This window comes from Candidatus Brocadia sapporoensis, assembly GCF_001753675.2.
In the GTDB taxonomy this organism is placed as follows: Bacteria; Planctomycetota; Brocadiia; order Brocadiales; family Brocadiaceae; genus Brocadia; species Brocadia sapporoensis.
On sequence record NZ_MJUW02000019.1, the window covers coordinates 1 to 18,246 of the forward strand.

Below are 18,246 nucleotides of genomic sequence, written 5' to 3' on the forward strand. Positions count from 1 at the left end.
ATTTAAAACATTTTCGGCAGTAAGGCTGTCTTTTTATCAGATGCAGAGACGTATGACCATACATCTCTACACAAGACCCTTTGCTTTGCGCCCCCTGATCACTCAGGGTTTGCCTTTATCGCGATGCGTAACAGTCTCATTTATTGAAAAGCGCATAAATATCAAGGTGTGATTGTTTAAAAGCACTTGTCTTTTATCGTCGCATTCACCAGTAGCATTTCAATAAACGACTGATCGCTTCGTTTAATCCATTCTATTCAATCCTTAAAAAACGCCATGCATAGAAATGTTTTTAAACATCTTCTTCTCTCCTTTCTAAAAAATATTTGTAAAATAAAAAAGCCTCACTGCTAAATATTATTTAAAACATTTTCGGCAGTAAGGCTGTCTTTTTTAAACTACTTCCCTAATTGCGTCAGGATATTTTCTATATATATCCCCATACTTCCTTGTATGTTGTAAGACCCTTTGCTTTGCGTCCCCTGATCACTCAGGGTTTGCCTTTATCGCGGTGCGTAACAGTCTTATTTATTGAAAAGCGCATAAATATCAAGGTGTGATTGTTTAAAGCGCTTGTCTTTCATCGTCGCATTCACCAGTAGCATTTCAACAAACGACTGATCGCTTCGCTTAATCCATTCTATACAATCCTTAAAATGACGTGTCTTTAAATTAAATAATGCTTTATTATACTATTTATTTTCATTTTGTCAAAAATATTTTTAAATATAATCAAATGTGGGTGTTCATCCTGATGTGGGATATACGTGACAGCCTTCTTTATAAATCTCATTTAAACCATGGGTTATATATAATTTTTTCATGTAAAATCAGCGCTTTTTTAGAAATGATATATGTCGCCATACTTACTTTTCAGGTAAGCAATGAAATGATCTGTGTGAAGGGATTCGCCGGTAATTTTATTTGCTAATTCTTCCAGTGTAAATTTACGGCCATGGGTATACAGATGGATGCGAAGCCAATCAAGCAGACCACGAAATTCACCTTTCTCAAAGTGCCTGTTAAGATCGGGGATGTCTCTTTTGATCGTATCAAATAATTGTGCAGCAAAGATATTGCCGAGCGAATATGTTGGAAAGTATCCAAAGCTGCCGTGTGACCAATGAACATCCTGCAGGACACCCAATGCATCGTTCGGCGGTGTTATTCCAAGATATTCCTGCATTTTCTTGTTCCATAACTCAGGCAGATCGTTCACTGCCAGACGTTCCTCAAGCAGTGCATTCTCCAGCTCGAAACGTATCATGATATGCAGGTTGTAGGTAATCTCATCAGCCTCTACGCGGATGAAAGAAGGCTGTACCCGGTTTACCCCGCAGTACATCTTTTCATCGGTCACATTTCTGAATTGCCCAGGAAAAACGGTTTGGATGCGTGGCATGAAAAATCTCCAAAAAGGCCGGCTGCGGCCAACAAGATTTTCCCATAACCGTGATTGCGATTCATGAACGCCGAGGGATGCGCCTTCCGCAAGAGGTGTCTGTTCGAGTTCTGAGCGTATTCCCTGGCTGTAGAGCGCATGGCCAGCCTCGTGCAACGTTGCAAAAAAGGCGGCGGGGAAATAATCATGCAGTATGCGCGTGGTAATACGCACGTCGTTTATGGAAAAAGATGTTGAGAATGGATGAGGTGAACGATCCTGACGTCCGCGTTCGAAATCATAGCCAATCAATCGGGCCGCTTCGATTCCAATCTCCCACTGTGTCTGTTCATCAAACGTCTGGTGCAAAAAGGCATTGTCTACCAGATGCGATTTGGCTGAAATCGTTTGAACAAGCGGCACCAGTTCTCGTTTGATTGCCTGAAAAATTCCTTTTACCTGGCTTGTTTTCATACCGGGTTCGTATTCATCAAGCAGTGGATCGTAAATGTGGTCCGTGTATCCAAGGCACTGGGCGTAGTGTCTTTTCAGGTCAAGATTCCGTTGTAGGTATGGCGAAAAGTCTGAGAATCTTGACTCAGCCCTCGCTTTCTTCCAGGCATCAAAGGCATGGGCGCTGGCATAGGCAATTTCCGACACAAGAGCTGGCGGCACACGGCGCGCCTTGTCGTAGTCACGTTTTGTTATCCGGACAAGGCTTGCGTCATCCGATTCGTAGGGTAAGCCCTCAGTGTACTCATGCAATTCTTCCAGGAGATGTCCAATGACATTGTTAATAAATTTTTCATGGGAAATATGGCTTAAGGTCGCAAGCTGCCTGGCGCGCCCTGCTGCACCACCTGGCGGCATATAAGTTTGCTGATCCCAATCAAGTACAGCTATAGCGTGATTGATATCAATTATTTCAGCCAGTCGTTTCTTTAAGTCGTTGAGTTTCTCTTGCATGTGTCCTCCGGATATGTTACAAGTTCAATCCATAATGATTGCTAATTCAATGTAAGGAATTTAATCTTTTGTGTCTCCTCTAGAAAGAGGGGATATAGGTGTGCAAAATACGGAAACACACCGCCGGCCTATAGGCAGGTTAACCGCCTCAGGTTGACATCAGCACAACAAGCGGGGACGCTTATCCTACCAATAAAGGATAGCTATGAAATCACTGCCAAAGGCAGTCTAATTTAAAGCATGAGAGTAAATAGAAATTACTGTCTTATTCAACCATATAAGGACAGATAGTGCAAGGGGATAGCCGTATAGCATATCGCCTCATTCTTGATAGGCACGCCAGATCCCTACTCATCTTACACAGTTTTTATCATTTTATTTTTTACAATAGTATGGACATTATGCACAGACCAACGTGGGTTGAAATTGACCTGAATGCCCTACGGCATAATTTGCTTTCCATACAAAAGAAGATTGGTCAGCAGATCAAAATTATGGGCATTGTCAAGGCTGATGCCTATGGCCATGGCGATTACGAAGTAAGCAGGGTTTTATTAAGACACGGAGTTGCGATGCTGGGGATCGCTATCCTTGAAGAGGGCATTCAGTTAAGAGACAAAGGCATTCAAGCGCCGTTATTACTTTTGGGAGGCATCTTTGAAGAACAAATCGACACCGTTATTCACCATGACGTGATACCATCCGTTTATGATCTGGGGCTCGCTGAAGTTTTATCAAAACGGGCGCAGTATTTTCAGAAAACCATGAATGTACATGTGTATGTGGATACCGGCATGGGCAGTATTGGCGTACGGTACGATAAGGCCGTCGAGTTTGTAAGATCTTTACAGGAGATGAAAAATCTTTCCATTGGCGGAATCTACACCCACTGCTCTGGTTCAGATGAAAGGGAATCAGCATATACCGACTTGCAAATCAGCAGATTCAGGGATGTTCTGGCGCACCTGGATGCGATCAAGATACGTATTCCATTAAGACATATGGCGAATAGCGGGGCCATTATCGGGCATCCTAATGCTTATTTTACCATGGTGAGGCCTGGTCTTTCACTCTACGGGCTCTACCCTTCAGATGAGGTATCGAGGGATATTGGCGTCAGGCCGGTCATGTGTTTCAAGACGCGCATTATTCATATCAAGGATATGGAACCCGGCGATGCTGTGGGATATGGCAGAGCACACACGGTTGCAAAACCTACCCGTGTCGCAACCCTTCCCTTCGGATATGATGACGGCTATAACCGGCTGCTTTCTGGTTCTGGGCAGGTCATTATACGAGGTGTAAAGGCACCCATTATAGGACGGGTCTGTATGGACCAGTGTTTTGTGGATGTAACCCACGTGCAAGGAGCAACCGTGGGTGACGAAGTTGTCGTATACGGCAGTCAGGGGCAAGAGTCCATTTCCGTAGAATCCGTAGCAAAACAACTCAATACCATCCCGTACGAGATTACGTGCAATATGAGCAAGCGCGTACCCAGGGTCTATGTTAACGGATACAAGGACGAAGCGTGATGCCTGGCCCTCAAGCTGGGTACTCACTCTACAGAGACAAGCGCCAAACCGGATCTCCTTCGGTCTGTTCCTTGTCAGGATAGTATTGTGTAACCAACGTGTGATGCCCTTTGCTGTGATTTTGATGTGGATGTGTGAAGGCCGGAAATAGAAGGTGTGGAGTACAATGCAGTAACAATTATTTCATAACCTCCCCTCCGAAACCGGAATGATTCGTTCCTTGGAAAAAACAAAAAATTTGTATTCTTTTTCTGTTTGTGTTAATTTCAAAAGCGCTTTCTATAATTTCTCCATTTGTAAAGAGGTTTGACATTGCAATACGGTAAATAACGTTGTCTGTTTATCTTTACCGAAGGGTGGGGGCGGGTGAAGATGCCCAAAACTTTGGGTCGCAAGCATCCCAACGCGCCTGCCGATTGGCGCTGGCAATGGCTCTTCCTGCAAGAAGAACCGGTGGAAGAACACGAAAACCACCGAAGCCGGAATTACAAAAAGGGCAAGTTGCCAAACCTTTCGCCACTCTTTTACCACGCATCTTTTGGAATCAGGTTATGACATTGGGACTATTTAAGAATTACTGGGACACAAGGATGTTAAAACAACTATGATTTACACGCATGTGCTGAATTACGGTCCAAAAGGAGTGCGAAGTCCAATTAATAAACCAAAAGCAGGTGTCTTATACGGATCCGTATAAGACACCTGCTTTTCATAACAATTTTGCGCAACATATAAGGAAGTAAATGAGATAATGAGATTTTTATATCCAAAAAACCGGCGTAATAGACTGACAGCCCAGCATGCCGGGGGACAATTATAATGACCAGTCTAATTATTGTTAGGCCTATATAGAAGCTTCGAGGTGATCAGTGGAAAATCGAAAAGACAATCACATCAATTTTGTCGAGTTCCCGGCCAAAGACGTTCTTGGTCTTTCTCAGTCCAAGCGCTTCTTCTCTGAAGCTTTCGGCTGGTCGTACCAAGATTGGGGCGACGACTATGCCGATACAAACAGCGGTGGCTTGGGCAGCGGGTTCAATGCAGACCCGACACATCGTCCAATTCAGCCGCTGGTAGTCTTGTTTTCTTCCAACCTTGAGGCAACGCGGGACAAAGTGCTTGGCGCTGGGGGCTTGATCACTCGAGACATATTTTCTTTTCCAGGCGGGCGGCGGTTTCATTTCAAGGAGCCAGGCGGCAACGAGCTTGCCGTTTGGTCAGACAAGTGAATTGCTGCAGGCCTAACAATTCGTCGCAGCCGACCGCCTACGGCGGCGGCTGAACTCAGGGCGTTATACGGTTTAATTAAGAATAAAACATGGGAGGTGATGTGAGAACCCTTGAAAAATCAAGGATCGTATGGACTGATTACATGATATAAACCCGCTACTCCCTCAATATTCCAGTTAAGTGCTTTTTCTCTTCTCTAACCGTTACCTAATAATACCGTTTATGCTAGGCTGTACTGTTCCCACAATAGGTGGATTATCGAAAGGATTCTTCTGGGCAAGGAAATGGGGATGTGAATGTATTCAAATCTATGTAACGCTTTCCCGGCGATGGGATGTATCTGCATTGACATCCGAAGAAGTGATTAGATTCAAGGCTGCCTGGCAGGACAGCCCGGTCAAAAAAGTCGTTGCCCACGTTCCCTATCTGGTTAATCTCGCATCTTCCGATAAAAATCTCTGGCAAAAATCGCGAGAACGGCTGGAGACGGAATTATCAAGGGCGAGACAATTCGGCGTAAATTTCCTGATCCTTCATCCGGGCAGTTGCGGTAATTCAAACAAGGAAGACGGCATGAAGAGAACCATTGAAGCCCTCCAGGCCATTTTGAGCACGCGCGGCAATTCAAAAACTCAAATACTTCTGGAAACCATGGCTGGCCAGGGAACGTCTATAGGTTCTGCCTTTGAAGAAATCGCCCGTCTCCTGGACGAAATGAAACATCCGGAAGTCATGGGCGTATGCCTCGACACCGCACACGTTTTTGCAGCCGGATACGATATCAGGGGATATGAGGGTTACGAAACCGTTCTCCGTGAATTTGAAAGAATTGTGGGAATCAGGAAAATAAAGGCAATTCACGTGAATGATTCCCGGACAGGACTCGGCTCCCGCAGTGACCGCCATGCCGGTATTGGGGAAGGAAAATTGGGGTTGGAAACGTTCCATGCCCTCATGAGAGACCCAAGGTTCCTGAACATTCCCAAAATCTTAGAAATTCCGGAAATGAATACCAGAAGCGAAGACAATTTAAGGTTACTGCAAAAACTCCGATCAATCCCTGGTCGTATCCCAAAATCTCCGGGATTGAGAAAGAAGCTTATACGAAAAGAAGGCGATTCCGGATGAGTCCATTTTTTCTCAACGTGACTGGCAACCGAACGCTCCTGTAATGCCACTTGTACACGGGGGGCTGTTTCCATATGGCCCTTCTTTTCTTTATGGTTTAGTATTTCCTCAAAACTACTTTCTATCATAATTGTAGGGCTTTTTCTTTGGTCAGGTCTTTTTTGTCTATTCTACTAAGTTTACAGACGTCCGGACCTCAAGACCCCAATGGCAAGCCCCAAACCGAGAAAGCCTGCAAAGACAAATCCCACAATGCCCAGTACCGGGAAGCCATTTATAAGGGGGCCTCGGTTGGTCATAACAATAAGGGAAGACCCGATGATCAGGGCGGAGATGACCAGGCTAAAGGAAATCCGATTACTGGATTTGTCCATTTCAGAGATAAATTTTGAGAGTCCCTGATGCTCAAATTCAATTTTGAGCTTACCCCGTTTTATCTTTTTTACTATTTCGTAGGTATCTCTCGGAAGTATTCTCAGGATGTCCAGGAGTTCCGATGAATATGATGTTATCTCCTTGATAATGTGCTTCATATCGTATCTATCGTGTACCAGCTTTTCCACAAAAGGTCTGGTGTGAGCTATGGTATTAAACTCAGGGTCTAGCTGCCTGGCAACGCCGTCTATGGTAGCGAGCGCCTTGTTTAAGATGTGGAATTGCGGGGATATCTTTAATTTGTGTCTCGTCATGAGATCAATGGTTTGCGGAAGTATAAGAGACAGCTCAATCTGCTTCAGGGGAATATCATAGTATCTTTCCAAAAAATCCGCTATATCATTCTTGAAATCATGCAGGGTATCCTCCTCAACAAAGGCGCCCAGTCTTTCCAAGGCCTTCAGGATGCCGTTGATGTTTTTCATGGATACAGCGATCAGGAGGCTTACAATGACGTCCTTCGTGTCTTCATCGAGCCTGCCTACCATTCCAAAGTCTATGAAAGCGACGACATTATTCGGCAGGATGAAGATGTTTCCCGGATGTGGGTCTGCATGGAAGAATCCGTCAATAAATATTTGCTGCAGGACGGCATTGGCACCATTTGCAGCGACAGCCTTTTTTTCTTCAGCGGTGTGTATCTGATTTAAGTAATCGTTCAGCCGGATACCCTTGATTTCCTCTGTGGTAATAACCCTTGATCTGGTACAGTCCCAAAAGACGGCGGGAATATGAACCATCGCTGAATCCTTAAAGTTCTTGCGGAATCGATCGATATTATGCGCCTCGCAGGTAAAATCAATCTCCTTTGTGATAACCTTGGAAAATTCGTCAACGATACCGATAGGATTAAAAAGCCTGACCTCCTGCATATACCGGTTCGCCAGTTGGGCCAGGGTGTAAAGGATGTCAATATCCGTTTCGATCGTTTTGCGGATATCGGGACGTTGCACCTTTACGACGACACTCTCACCCGTCTTGAGCTTCGCCCGATGCACCTGCCCGAGAGAGGCTGCAGCCAGGGGTTCCGGATCAAAGGAAGCGAATAATTCTTCCGGATATTTCCCAAAGGATTCCCTGATCTGCTTTCGCACACATTCATAACCAAAGGGGGGAACATGGTCCTGGAGCTTGCTCAGTTCATTGCAGAGATCTAAAGGAATCAAGTCCGGCCGAATGCTGAGAATCTGTCCAAATTTTATAAAGGTGGGACCGAGTTCCTCCAGCGCTTTTCTGAGCCGGACGGCGCGAGACTCCCGAGGTTCGATAAAACGGCGCACTATCCGCATTTTGATAATACCCCTTCCAATAATATGATCTTCCAAACGAAGCTGCTGAATGGCAAATCCAAACCCGTGCTTGGTCAATATTCTGAGAATCTGATTGAAACGGCGTATATCCCTGATTTTTTGTCTTATTTTTCTGAATTGCATGGTTTTTGTGCTTGCCCTGGCGCTTTGTTATAACGTCTGGTCTTCTCTGGATTCCAGTCTTTTTATAATTTCATCGAGTTTTTTCTGCATTTGTTGGAGTTCTTTTCGTGTCGGTATATCCAGTTTGTGGAGCATGTTTTCCACAATCTTTTCGATCCTCGATTCAACCTCCTCTTTGCTTGATAAAACTTTTTTAAGCAGTTCATTTACCTGAGCCTTTGCTTCATCCTTCTTGATCTCTCCCTTTTTTACCATTTCATCAATGACTTCCTCGATATTTTCTTTCGTGAGAAGCACTGCCCCCAAACCAAGATTGATTACCTTATTAATGATCTCTGTAACCACAGCCTTTCCTCCTTACCTTATAAAATGTTCGAGAATTTATATTGCAGCAGGGACAATTCGTGCTGGCAAGAATTCTCCATTTCTCTATGAATAGAAGCCGCCGGGAGCCGTATCCTTGTTCCACACTTGTATAACATTTCATAAAACCTATACGCAAGCAAATGTTCTTGCGAGGAATGGAACAACGAAGCAATCTGTTGTTTACAAAAGACCTAAGATTGCTTCGCTGTCACCCGCAATGACTAATATATGTAGACATCTTTGTAAAACGCTACACTAGATAATTACGCACCAGAATCTTGCCTTTGTGCAAGATTCTGGTAAAAACTCATTCTTGTTTCTAAAAAACTATTACTGCCCGATAACGGAATTAATGGTTCATTTGCTCATCAGTAATCAGTCACCCTGCTAACTATCTCTCTGCGGAAACCGATGCGGTAATATTGATATGTTAAAAAGGCGTATTCAGGTTCAGGCGATGTGATGATATTTTACTGAATTTTACAAATGATTCCCTCCGCATCCTTGAAATTTATTCTAAAAGAATTAAGCCGTATATATTAGCTTCCTCATTTTTGTCTTTCAGTGTCTCAATTTTGAAGTTATGATTTCTTGCTGTCTGATAGACGTCGATACCGCATGCCTCCATAGAGGGTCTTGCTTCCATCGTGCGAATACAGGAATGTGTGGTATCGCAGTTCTCACATAATTTGCAAGGACCCGCTCCTAGTCCAAAAGCTTTATAAAATCCCAGTGCAAAAGCCAACTTTTCGATTTCTGCCGTAATATACCGCATCTGCCAGCTCATGTGTCCGTGAAGAAGCAATGCCCGGTTATATTCCCTGAGAATCTCTTTCATTTCTTCATACGATGGCGAGTGAGGCGGGCAGGTGAGTTTTTTTCCGTATTCTTCACATCCATATTTACATTTTAACTGAACCCATCGCCCGGTAATGATGGTATTCGGATGAATGACTGCTGCCTGTGCACAGCCAAGTTCCTTTGCTTTTTCTATTAATACCTTGCATGCGTCTGTAAGATTCTGACGTGACGTAATAACGGTCTGAAATTCAGGCAAAGCCGAATCTGGGGGATACATTGGTAAATCTCCTGAAAAATTATTTATATTCCCTGGTACTATAAACAAGGCGGAAGGTTTAATCAAATATTTTTTACGGAATGTGTACGCAAAGACATTTTGTTGACAGGGAAAATTCCCGAAGTATAATCTGTCGGTGTATTGAGATGGCCTGCCAGGAAAGAAACCTTTCATGATCCCGGCATGTCATTTGTGCGGCATTATTATTGCGATTTTATGAAGGAAGAAAAGAAACGTCCTACAATAAAACAGCTTCCTACCCATGAGAGACCACGGGAAAGACTAATCCAAAGTGGTGATGAACATCTGACAGATGCAGAACTCTTAGGAATCATCATTCGTGATGGCACTACCAATTACAGTGCAGTTGATTTAGCACAAAAGCTTCTTTCCGAGTACGGAGATTTTCGAAGGCTGAGTACGGCTTCTGTTGGCGAATTGTGCAGGATAAAGGGGATAGGCCCGGCACGGGCGGCACAGATCAAGGCATCCTTAGCCATCGCAAAACGGTTTTCTACCATTTCAGTAAAACCTCTTCAGCAATTCAAGTGTAGCAATGACATCTTTGATCATTTCCACGAACGTTTACGCGGAAAGAAACAAGAAGTCTTTTCCGTCGTGCTCCTTGACAATAAAAACCGTGTTATCAAAGAGTTGCAAATCTCTGCGGGCAGCCTTACCTCAAGTATTGTTCACCCCAGGGAGGTTTTTAATCCGGCAATTAAGGAATCTGCAGCCTCAGTGATCTTTGTCCATAATCACCCCTCAGGTGATCCCGAACCCAGCAAAGAAGACCTCCAAATAACCAGACGATTAGCAGAGGCAGGAAATATTGTTGGCATAAAAGTTTTGGATCATATTATCATAGGAAACGAGTGTTTTGTCAGTTTTAAGGACAAAGGGATTATGTCTTGACAATAACTTTTGATATGCTTATACTTGTTTTCGTTCGCTTGTCAATGTGCACACCTCCGCCAGGATTAGTAATTCTTTGCTGTTAAATGCAATTTGCTTTAGATCCAGCTATTTTATGAAGATGGGTTTTTAATTTAATTGTGTAGAAATTTTCATTTTATTTAAGCGGGTTGCAGGGTGGCACTGACAAACTTTGTTTGTCAGTGTGATATATTCCGAAGACATAACTTGATGCTTAAAAATATTCAGGTACGGGGAATGGTGTGCTATGCTTTTACAAGCCAGAAAACGATTGTTAGCGCCCATAGCTCAATTGGATAGAGTCACGGACTACGAATCCGGAGGTTGGAGGTTCAAATCCTCCTGGGCGCGTTTTACATTTCTGCAGCAGCATTTATGGTAATTATGGAAGAGATACAGAAGCATGAGTATTTCATGAGGCAGGCTATCGCAGAAGCGGAAAAGGCCGTGGAAAAGAACGATGTGCCTGTAGGGGCGATTATTGTTTATGAGGGTCGCATTATTGCCCGTGCTCATAATCAGCGTGAAATGCTCAATGACCCTACTGCTCATGCAGAAATGATCGCAATAACTCAAGCTGCAGCCTATCTGGAAAACTGGCGTTTACGGGGGACAACCCTCTATGTAACGCTGGAGCCCTGTGCAATGTGCGCTGGCGCATTGGTGCAGTCGAGGGTAAATACCCTGGTTTACGGAACTGCGGATAAAAAGGCAGGTGCATGCGTATCCGTGATGAATATTGTGCAGGAGCCACGGTTTAACCACCGACTGGAAGTTGTGCCGAATGTTCTTGCCAAGGAATGTAAGTGTTTATTACAAAAATTTTTTTTGGAAAATTGCCGGACAAAATAACCCCTTGTCTGCCGAAACAATCCGGGTGATTTGAGCCGCAAGAGTAGGAGAGGTGCCAGAGTGGTTGATCGGGACGGTCTCGAAAACCGTTTCTCGCATAACAGCGGGACGTGGGTTCGAATCCCACCCTCTCCGCCAGCAAAAACAACGAAATTGGGAAGCTGTGAGATTGAGTATGTGAGAATTTCCCAACACTGCACCTCCAGATCTCTTATTGAACGTTAAAGTCTTTATGAATTTTTAAACACCGGTATTGGAGAGGTGTCAGAGAGGCCGAATGAGCGCGCTTGGAAAGCGCGTATACCGACAAAATCGGTATCGCGGGTTCGACTCCCGCCCTCTCCGCCAGTTTATATAAAACAGGCCGTGCTAGATGGGGAGCTAGCGGTACCCTGTAACCTGCAACCCGCTACAGCAGGATCAATCGCTTTTTCGAGGATCCAAAGAACATTAGTCTTATCGATGTAAGTGGTGATGAGGGCCGGATCTCATGCAATAAGAGATTGTGTGAACCTGGTCAGGTGCGGAAGCAAGCAGCCATAAGCATATATCCTTAATGTGCAGTGAGCCCGTCTGGCCTGAGCTTACTGCATAGACAAGCTAATGGGAATGGAGACAGAAAAAAGTGCACGGCCCTTGTGTTCAATTTTTATAACAAGGCGCTTGTCTCATAAGTTTTCATTCCATTCATCATAACAAAAGAAAGTGTATTGCTATGAATTATATGAGGGAGTATAATAGGACAGCGATTTGTTGCGAATAATTATCAGGGGAAAGGCTTATGTCATATGTTGTATTAGCCCGTCGATATCGTCCTCAAACTTTTGAGGATCTGGTAGGTCAAGAACCTATAGTACTAACACTCCGGAATGCAATCCGCACGAACAGGGTTGCTCATGCATATTTGCTCGCAGGGCCACGAGGGGTGGGAAAAACCTCGATGGCACGGATACTATCAAAGGCATTGAATTGTAAACATGGACCCACGGATACCCCATGCAACGCCTGCGATATTTGCCGGTGTATTTCTGAAGGTAACGATATCGATGTTTTAGAGATCGATGGTGCGTCAAACCGGGGAATCGACGAAGTCAGGAATATTCGTCAAAACGTAAGTTACGCCCCGTCACGCGCCCGTTACAAAATTTACATTATCGACGAGGTACATATGCTCACCCGGGAAGCATTTAATGCCCTCCTGAAAACCCTTGAAGAGCCGCCGTCACACGTTAAGTTTATCTTTGCTACAACAGCAGTTAATCGCCTTCCTGAAACGGTGCAATCCCGATGTCAGAGGTTTGATTTCAGGAATATTGCTATTCATGATATTGAAAAACGGCTGTTAGACATTTGCAGGGCTGAAGGAGTTCAGGTTGAAACTGCTGCCATTCACACAATAGCTCGATATGCGAAGGGCGGATTGCGGGATTCTCAATCAGTTTTAGACCAAATCCTCTCGTTTTGCAAGGACCGGATATCTCCGGAGGATGTAAATTTTGTCCTTGGCTGTATTGATGAAGACAAGATACTTGTTCTTTTTGATAGTTTTGTCAGGAAAGACGCATCTTCAGCCTTGAAGATGGTAAATGAGATTTTAGGTGAGGGAAAGACCGCCGGAGAATGTATTGATCAGTTGTTATCCTGTGTGCGGGAGCTTTTGATAGCTTCCTCCTGTGGCCGGGAGGCGAACTGGATTGAGTTCAATGCATCTTTGATACAAAAATATGGGGATTCCTTTTCCCAGGATACCCTGATGTACATGGTGCAAATATTTTCCGATGCAAGGATGCGCACAACCGATTCTCTTTTACAGCGTATTTTGCTGGAGATGGCTGTAATCAGGATTTGTCGCATGGAATCTGTTGAGTCGTTATATGATATTGCTGAAAGGTTGGCAGCTTTAGAAGGCGGCCTTGTACACAGTAACAATGAATCCGTTAAAAAAAATACGGAAATCATACCACGTCAAGAATCTGTTTCCCAGCAGATGGTTTTAGAACCAGCAACGGAAGAATATCGCGCACCAGTAACGAACAAAAAAGAGAATTTAGAGAGCGTGCAAGGCGAAAAACATGTTTGGGAAAAGATTCTTCTGTCCGTCCAGAACAAGAAAAAATCAACCTGGGCGCTTTTAAAAGAAGGACAATTCATTGGGTGCAAGGATGGAGAAATTACAGTTGAATTTCCCAGCAAGTGTTTCTTTCATAAAGAAAAGCTTGATCAGATTGAAGAAAAAAAGCTTATTGAACAATGTGCCAAAGAGGTGATACAAGGCAATGTGAGACTAAAGCTGAGGGTGTCAAAAAATGGAAGTCCTGAAAAGAGGGATGCGCCGGTTTTCCCGGACCGGGAATTTTCTGATCGACCGGCAGTTGATTTGTCTGTTTCTGAACCAGCGGTAAAAAAGACCCTGGATCTTTTTGGCGGCCATGTTGTTAAGATACATAATAAAGGAGGCTAACACATGAAAGGTTTTGGCAATATTGCGGAAATGATGAAACAGGCGCAGAAGCAGGCCCAAAAGATGCAAAAGCAGATGGAAGAGGTTCAGAATGATTTGAAAGGACGAGTCATAGAAGCGAGTTCCGGTGGCGGAATGGTCACGGTGCACATGAATGGGAAACAGGAAATTCTCTCTATCAAAATCGATCCTGAGGTTGTAGATCCGAAAGACGTTCAGATGCTTGAAGATCTTATTCTTTCAGCAGTTTCTCAGGCGTTTAAAAAATCACAGGAGTTGTATCAATCTGAGATGGGAAAACTTACCGGTGGGTTAAATATACCGGGAATGCAGGGGCTTTTAGGGGGTATGTAATTATGAAATCTGTTTTCAGAGGTTTTTCGTTTTGAATGCGTATCCACAGTCCGTAATAAAACTTATCAGTGAATTTGGCAAGATGCCTGGCATTGGACAAAAAACAGCAGAACGTCTTGCCTGTTATATTCTGAAACAGACAACGGAGGAGGCCATGCAGCTTGCCTGTGCCATCCGTGATGTAAAAAAACTTGTCAAGACATGTTCGACCTGTTTCAATGTTTCAGAGAATGATCCGTGTCATATTTGCAGCGATCTCTCAAGAGACAGATCGACGATTTGTGTGGTTGAACAACTGGCAGACTTTCTGACGATAGAAAAGACGGGAAAATATCGAGGTCTCTATCATGTACTCCAGGGACACATTTCTCCTTTGGAAGGCATTCATCCGGAGTCCTTGACCATTGAAAAACTCTTGCACCGGGTGAATGCCGGTCATATTAAGGAAGTACTTCTTGCCACCAATCTGAATATGGAAGGTGATGCAACTGCGCTGTATATTCACAAACACCTGTCACCATCAGGGGTAAGGGTAACAAGGCTTGCGCGTGGATTACCGACAGGAAGTTATCTTGAATATGCGAATACAGCGATTGTTGCTGATGCTATCAATGGCAGAAACGAAATGGCAGAAGTTTAAAGACAATTTTTATGGAAGGTAATGTTTCATGAAAATGCAATCATCCTTAATGCCGCAACTTCAGCAAAAACTAAAGTTGTCGCCACAAATTATCCAATCAATAGAAATTCTCCAATTACCCTTACTGGCCCTTGTTGAACATATTCAACAAGAGATGGTTGATAATCCCGTCCTTGAAGAGGTGATCGACGAAAAGAAAGATGAGAATCTCAAGGAATCAGATGAATCTCCTCCGGCAACCAGAGACGATGAAAAAGGGGATGAAATTGACAAACTGGGTAACATTGCAGAAGATTGGCGTGAGTTCTATTCACAGACAACGGTGCGGAGAAATGCTGGCTCAGAGGAACGCGATCAGAAGCAAGAGGCGCTAGAGAACACGGCTGCTAAGCCAATGTCGCTTCATGATTATTTAATGGGACAGTTATCGTTAATTGATGTTCCTGCCAACCTTACAGAAGCGTGTGAAAATATCATTTATTCAATAGATAAATCCGGATATTTAGCGAGTCCACTCGAAGAAATTCTGCAATCCCTTGAAAAACCCATACTTTTTGAAGAAATTAAAGAAGCATTGGGAATTGTGCAAACCTTGGAACCGCCTGGAGTGGGTGCAAGAAATCTGCAAGAGTGTTTAATGTTGCAGCTTGACAAGCGGGATCAAAACTATCAGTTGACAAAGGAATTGCTGCAGAATCATTTAGAAGACATTGAAATAAAGAAATATCCCCTGATCGCAAAAAAAACCGGATATAGTCTCGAGGTAATAAAGAGGCAGGTGGAATTTATCCGCACGTTAAACCCCAAGCCCGGCTCTCTCTTTTGTGATGAAACAATTCCGTACGTGGTTCCCGAGGTAAAAGTGGAATGCATTGACGGGAAGTATGAAGTATTATTGATCGATAATACCAATGTGCCTCATTTACATATCAGTTCTTTTTACAAAAAATTTCTGAATGAATCCGGCACCGACACTTCAACGCGTCAATATATTCAAAAGAAAATTGAATCAGCAAAATGGCTTATTGATGCTATTGAACAGAGACGAAGTACGTTATATAAGGTGGCTTGTAAGATCGTGGAATTACAAAAGGATTTTCTTGACGAGGGCATTCACCGGTTGCGGACTCTCAAGATGCAAGATGTCGCAGATATTGTTAAAGTGCACGTTTCTACGGTAAGCCGTGCCATTGCACACAAATATATTCAAACACCTCAGGGAATATTTGAAATAAAGTTTTTCTTTACCGGAGGTTTTCAAAATGTAGATGGATCCATGGAATCATGGGAAGCTATACGACAGAAACTTGCCGAAATTGTTGCAAAAGAAAATAAAGCGAATCCCCTGAGCGATGAAGAAGTTGCTGAACAATTGCATACATCTGGTATAACTATTGCTAGAAGGACTGTTACAAAGTATCGACGTATTATGAAAATACCTTCTTCGAGACAGAGAAAGGAGTATTAATTGAAAAAACAAAAAACCTGTATGCAAAATATTGTCTTTTTCATAGTAAGTGTATTCGTGTTTGGATTTTTGGCAAGCTGCTCTTCAACAGACAAATATCATAACAAAAGACATGTAGACAACATAAAAAAGGACCTTGACACAACGCACAGGGATATCGATCATGTCTTGGGTCTGGACGAGCCTTCCATCCTCAAAGAAGAAGAATGGTAGAGTAAAAAAGGTCACTCGTCAACGCTACTGAAAAATAACCTTCCTAAATAGGACATCAAATTTTAGCAGGTGTCTAAGAATGCAACATGGCAAAAATCAAAAAACAGTGAATTCTTGGACAGTCTGTTAGCTTGGCATGCAAATCCAATCTTTTCTTAATTCAACCGGACGTCTATGGACATTGATTTGATTATAAAGAATGGTACTGTCGTTGATGGTACGGGTACACACCGGCGGGTTATCGATATTGCCATCAAGGACGATAAGATTGTCTCCATAGATCAATGCATTCCTCAGAATGGGATACCTATCATAGATGCTCAAGGGTTGATTGTTGCACCGGGATTTATTGACATCCACTCTCATAGTGATTTTTTATGGCTTGTACGTCCCGAAAGCGATAGCAAGATACTCGACGGCGTAACCACGGAGATCTGTGGAAACTGTGGTTTGTCGGCCTTTCCCCTGCGCGGAAAGCTTTTAGAAAGGCGATCTCAGGGATTGGCAAAATATGGCATCGTTCCCACGTGGCGATCTGCAACAGAGTTTTATAACATCGCAGAAAGAATGAAAAGTTCCATCAACAGGGCGTTTCTCGTTGGCCATGGAAATATCAGGGCATGCACACTTGAATATGAAAATAAAGAACCTGGTCCACCTGAATTAGACCAAATGGGCAAAGATCTGGAGGATGCCATGGAGTCTGGGGCATTTGGTATGTCCAGCGGACTCATTTACCCGCCTGGTTGTTATGCAAACCTTAATGAAATAACAGAGATGTGCAAAACCGTTAAAAAATACGACGGTTTTTATGCAACCCATATACGGAATGAAGGTGATACCCTTGAAGAAGCCCTTGCTGAGGCCATAGAGATCTCAAAACAGTCCGGAGTCAGATTGCAAGTATCGCATCTTAAGACATCGGGAAGTAAAAATTGGCATAAAATCAACAAGATAAAGATGATTATTGACCGTGCACGGAACGAAGGAGTTGACCTCACATGCGATCGATATCCCTACATTGCTGCCGCTACCGATCTTGATGTCATATTGCCGCATTGGGTGTATGAAGGCGGCACTGAAAAGCAAATACAGCGGCTAAAAGATGCGAATGCCCGCAGGCGTATTTCAAAGGAAGTGTCTCAGGTATATGATGACGCGGCCTGGAATGGAATTATGATTTCGTCTGTTTACCATAGCAAAAACAAATGGATAGAGGGGAAGAGGATCTCAGAAATTGCCGTGCTTCTCAACAAGCCGCCCCTGGAAACGATCTTTGACTTACTTATCGAAGAAGACACGAGGGTGGATATCTTTTTATTTAGTATGTGTAAAGAAAACCTGGAAAAGATTATGGGTTGGGATTTCGTCTTTGTCGGCTCTGATAGTTCTGTGCGTGCCAATCAGGGAATCCTGCACGACGGTAAGCCACATCCGCGAAGCTACGGAACCTTTTCACGTGTTTTAAGAGAATTTTGTCTCGACAAACAACTCATGTCCGAAGAGAAGGCTATCCAAAAAATGACAGGACTGCCGGCGCAAAAAGTAGGACTGGACAGGAGAGGCTTGCTAAAAGAAGGATATTTTGCGGATATAACTATTCTAAATCCCGGTAAGATTACCGATAAAAGCACATTTACCGAACCACACCAATATTCAGAAGGGATAGAATATGTGTTAGTAAATGGAAAGATTACGATTGCTGCAGGCAGGCATAACGGCAGAACGCATGGGCGGATCTTAAGAAAATCATAGAAATTTTTTGGTTAG

The 18,246-nt window shown here is 43.6% G+C and carries 15 protein-coding genes, 3 tRNA genes, 1 other RNA gene, 1 pseudogene and 2 riboswitches; of the genes and pseudogenes, 16 read left to right on the forward strand and 4 right to left on the reverse strand.

Translation table 11 applies throughout. The features are described from left to right. Positions 1 to 12: 12 nt before the first annotated feature. Positions 13 to 124, reverse strand: a riboswitch (cyclic di-GMP riboswitch). A 247-nt stretch (positions 125 to 371) separates the two neighbouring features. Then, positions 372 to 512: riboswitch (cyclic di-GMP riboswitch) on the reverse strand. 329 nt (positions 513 to 841) lie between these two features. Continuing rightward, positions 842 to 2,347 (reverse strand): carboxypeptidase M32, encoded by a 1,506-nt coding sequence (locus BIY37_RS01030; protein ID WP_070065995.1) that lies wholly within the window; start codon positions 2,345 to 2,347, stop codon positions 842 to 844. Positions 2,348 to 2,748: 401 nt separating this feature from the next. Here BIY37_RS01030 and alr point away from each other — a divergent pair, with 401 nt between their 5' ends. The 4 genes and pseudogenes from alr (at position 2,749) to BIY37_RS01050 (ending at position 6,240) form a co-directional block, all read left to right on the forward strand. Then, positions 2,749 to 3,882: an alanine racemase gene (gene alr, locus BIY37_RS01035; RefSeq protein WP_179129199.1), complete on the forward strand. Its 1,134-nt coding sequence runs from the start codon at positions 2,749 to 2,751 to the stop codon at positions 3,880 to 3,882. Positions 3,883 to 4,233: 351 nt separating this feature from the next. Then, a pseudogene (locus BIY37_RS14215) lies at positions 4,234 to 4,579 on the forward strand (tyrosine-type recombinase/integrase); the annotation flags it as partial. Positions 4,580 to 4,751: 172 nt separating this feature from the next. After that, complete coding sequence (locus BIY37_RS01045) at positions 4,752 to 5,111, forward strand: VOC family protein (RefSeq protein ID WP_070065998.1); 360 nt, start codon at positions 4,752 to 4,754, stop codon at positions 5,109 to 5,111. A 223-nt stretch (positions 5,112 to 5,334) separates the two neighbouring features. After that, positions 5,335 to 6,240: a deoxyribonuclease IV gene (locus tag BIY37_RS01050; RefSeq protein ID WP_080324759.1), complete on the forward strand. Its 906-nt coding sequence runs from the start codon at positions 5,335 to 5,337 to the stop codon at positions 6,238 to 6,240. A gap of 179 nt (positions 6,241 to 6,419) precedes the next feature. On the opposite strand, the gene BIY37_RS01055 is transcribed toward BIY37_RS01050, so the two are convergent. The 3 genes from BIY37_RS01055 to BIY37_RS01065 all read right to left on the reverse strand — a co-directional run bounded on the left by BIY37_RS01055 (position 6,420) and on the right by BIY37_RS01065 (position 9,552). Then, the gene (locus BIY37_RS01055; protein WP_070065999.1) at positions 6,420 to 8,108 is read right to left on the reverse strand and encodes an ABC1 kinase family protein; all 1,689 of its coding nucleotides are present in this window, start codon (positions 8,106 to 8,108) and stop codon (positions 6,420 to 6,422) included. Between the two features lie 27 nt (positions 8,109 to 8,135). After that, positions 8,136 to 8,453 (reverse strand): phasin family protein, encoded by a 318-nt coding sequence (locus BIY37_RS01060; protein WP_070066000.1) that lies wholly within the window; start codon positions 8,451 to 8,453, stop codon positions 8,136 to 8,138. Between the two features lie 532 nt (positions 8,454 to 8,985). Continuing rightward, positions 8,986 to 9,552 (reverse strand): DUF2284 domain-containing protein, encoded by a 567-nt coding sequence (locus BIY37_RS01065; RefSeq protein WP_179129202.1) that lies wholly within the window; start codon positions 9,550 to 9,552, stop codon positions 8,986 to 8,988. A 216-nt stretch (positions 9,553 to 9,768) separates the two neighbouring features. Here BIY37_RS01065 and radC point away from each other — a divergent pair, with 216 nt between their 5' ends. The 12 genes from radC (at position 9,769) to BIY37_RS01125 (ending at position 18,231) form a co-directional block, all read left to right on the forward strand. Continuing rightward, positions 9,769 to 10,467: a RadC family protein gene (radC, locus tag BIY37_RS01070; RefSeq protein ID WP_070066061.1), complete on the forward strand. Its 699-nt coding sequence runs from the start codon at positions 9,769 to 9,771 to the stop codon at positions 10,465 to 10,467. Between the two features lie 298 nt (positions 10,468 to 10,765). Continuing rightward, positions 10,766 to 10,839 (forward strand) — tRNA-Arg (locus tag BIY37_RS01075). A 33-nt stretch (positions 10,840 to 10,872) separates the two neighbouring features. Next, the gene (tadA, locus tag BIY37_RS01080) at positions 10,873 to 11,340 is read left to right on the forward strand and encodes a tRNA adenosine(34) deaminase TadA (protein WP_201789367.1); all 468 of its coding nucleotides are present in this window, start codon (positions 10,873 to 10,875) and stop codon (positions 11,338 to 11,340) included. Between the two features lie 46 nt (positions 11,341 to 11,386). Then, positions 11,387 to 11,478 (forward strand) — tRNA-Ser (locus tag BIY37_RS01085). 117 nt (positions 11,479 to 11,595) lie between these two features. After that, a tRNA-Ser gene (locus BIY37_RS01090) sits at positions 11,596 to 11,688 on the forward strand. 16 nt (positions 11,689 to 11,704) lie between these two features. Next, positions 11,705 to 11,973: signal recognition particle sRNA large type (gene ffs, locus BIY37_RS01095), an RNA gene on the forward strand. A 148-nt stretch (positions 11,974 to 12,121) separates the two neighbouring features. After that, complete coding sequence (gene dnaX / locus BIY37_RS01100; protein ID WP_070066002.1) at positions 12,122 to 13,801, forward strand: DNA polymerase III subunit gamma/tau; 1,680 nt, start codon at positions 12,122 to 12,124, stop codon at positions 13,799 to 13,801. A gap of 3 nt (positions 13,802 to 13,804) precedes the next feature. After that, positions 13,805 to 14,155 carry a YbaB/EbfC family nucleoid-associated protein gene (locus BIY37_RS01105; RefSeq protein ID WP_070066003.1) on the forward strand — a complete coding sequence of 117 codons (351 nt, stop codon included), beginning with the start codon at positions 13,805 to 13,807 and terminating at the stop codon, positions 14,153 to 14,155. A 31-nt stretch (positions 14,156 to 14,186) separates the two neighbouring features. Further along, positions 14,187 to 14,795: a recombination mediator RecR gene (recR, locus tag BIY37_RS01110; RefSeq protein WP_070066004.1), complete on the forward strand. Its 609-nt coding sequence runs from the start codon at positions 14,187 to 14,189 to the stop codon at positions 14,793 to 14,795. 28 nt (positions 14,796 to 14,823) lie between these two features. After that, the gene (rpoN, locus tag BIY37_RS01115) at positions 14,824 to 16,263 is read left to right on the forward strand and encodes an RNA polymerase factor sigma-54 (RefSeq protein ID WP_070066005.1); all 1,440 of its coding nucleotides are present in this window, start codon (positions 14,824 to 14,826) and stop codon (positions 16,261 to 16,263) included. Beyond that, positions 16,264 to 16,476, forward strand: coding sequence for a photosystem II reaction center protein I (locus BIY37_RS01120; protein ID WP_070066006.1), 213 nt, complete (start codon positions 16,264 to 16,266; stop codon positions 16,474 to 16,476). A 174-nt stretch (positions 16,477 to 16,650) separates the two neighbouring features. Beyond that, entirely contained in the window at positions 16,651 to 18,231 is a 1,581-nt protein-coding gene (locus BIY37_RS01125) for an N-acyl-D-amino-acid deacylase family protein (RefSeq protein WP_070066007.1), read from the forward strand. Positions 18,232 to 18,246: the final 15 nt, after the last annotated feature.

What these genes read in the sequence shown, in the direction of transcription:
- BIY37_RS01050 (WP_080324759.1), top strand. Translation starts at nt 5,335, where the DNA reads ATGCTAGGCTGTACTGTTCCCACAATAGGTGGATTATCGAAAGGATTC.
- BIY37_RS01125 (WP_070066007.1), top strand. Translation starts at nt 16,651, where the DNA reads ATGGACATTGATTTGATTATAAAGAATGGTACTGTCGTTGATGGTACG.
- dnaX (WP_070066002.1), top strand. Translation starts at nt 12,122, where the DNA reads ATGTCATATGTTGTATTAGCCCGTCGATATCGTCCTCAAACTTTTGAG.
- alr (WP_179129199.1), top strand. Translation starts at nt 2,749, where the DNA reads ATGCACAGACCAACGTGGGTTGAAATTGACCTGAATGCCCTACGGCAT.
- radC (WP_070066061.1), top strand. Translation starts at nt 9,769, where the DNA reads ATGAAGGAAGAAAAGAAACGTCCTACAATAAAACAGCTTCCTACCCAT.
- tadA (WP_201789367.1), top strand. Translation starts at nt 10,873, where the DNA reads ATGGAAGAGATACAGAAGCATGAGTATTTCATGAGGCAGGCTATCGCA.
- BIY37_RS01105 (WP_070066003.1), top strand. Translation starts at nt 13,805, where the DNA reads ATGAAAGGTTTTGGCAATATTGCGGAAATGATGAAACAGGCGCAGAAG.
- BIY37_RS01055 (WP_070065999.1), bottom strand. Translation starts at nt 8,108, where the DNA reads ATGCAATTCAGAAAAATAAGACAAAAAATCAGGGATATACGCCGTTTC.
- rpoN (WP_070066005.1), top strand. Translation starts at nt 14,824, where the DNA reads ATGAAAATGCAATCATCCTTAATGCCGCAACTTCAGCAAAAACTAAAG.
- BIY37_RS01030 (WP_070065995.1), bottom strand. Translation starts at nt 2,347, where the DNA reads ATGCAAGAGAAACTCAACGACTTAAAGAAACGACTGGCTGAAATAATT.
- BIY37_RS01065 (WP_179129202.1), bottom strand. Translation starts at nt 9,552, where the DNA reads ATGTATCCCCCAGATTCGGCTTTGCCTGAATTTCAGACCGTTATTACG.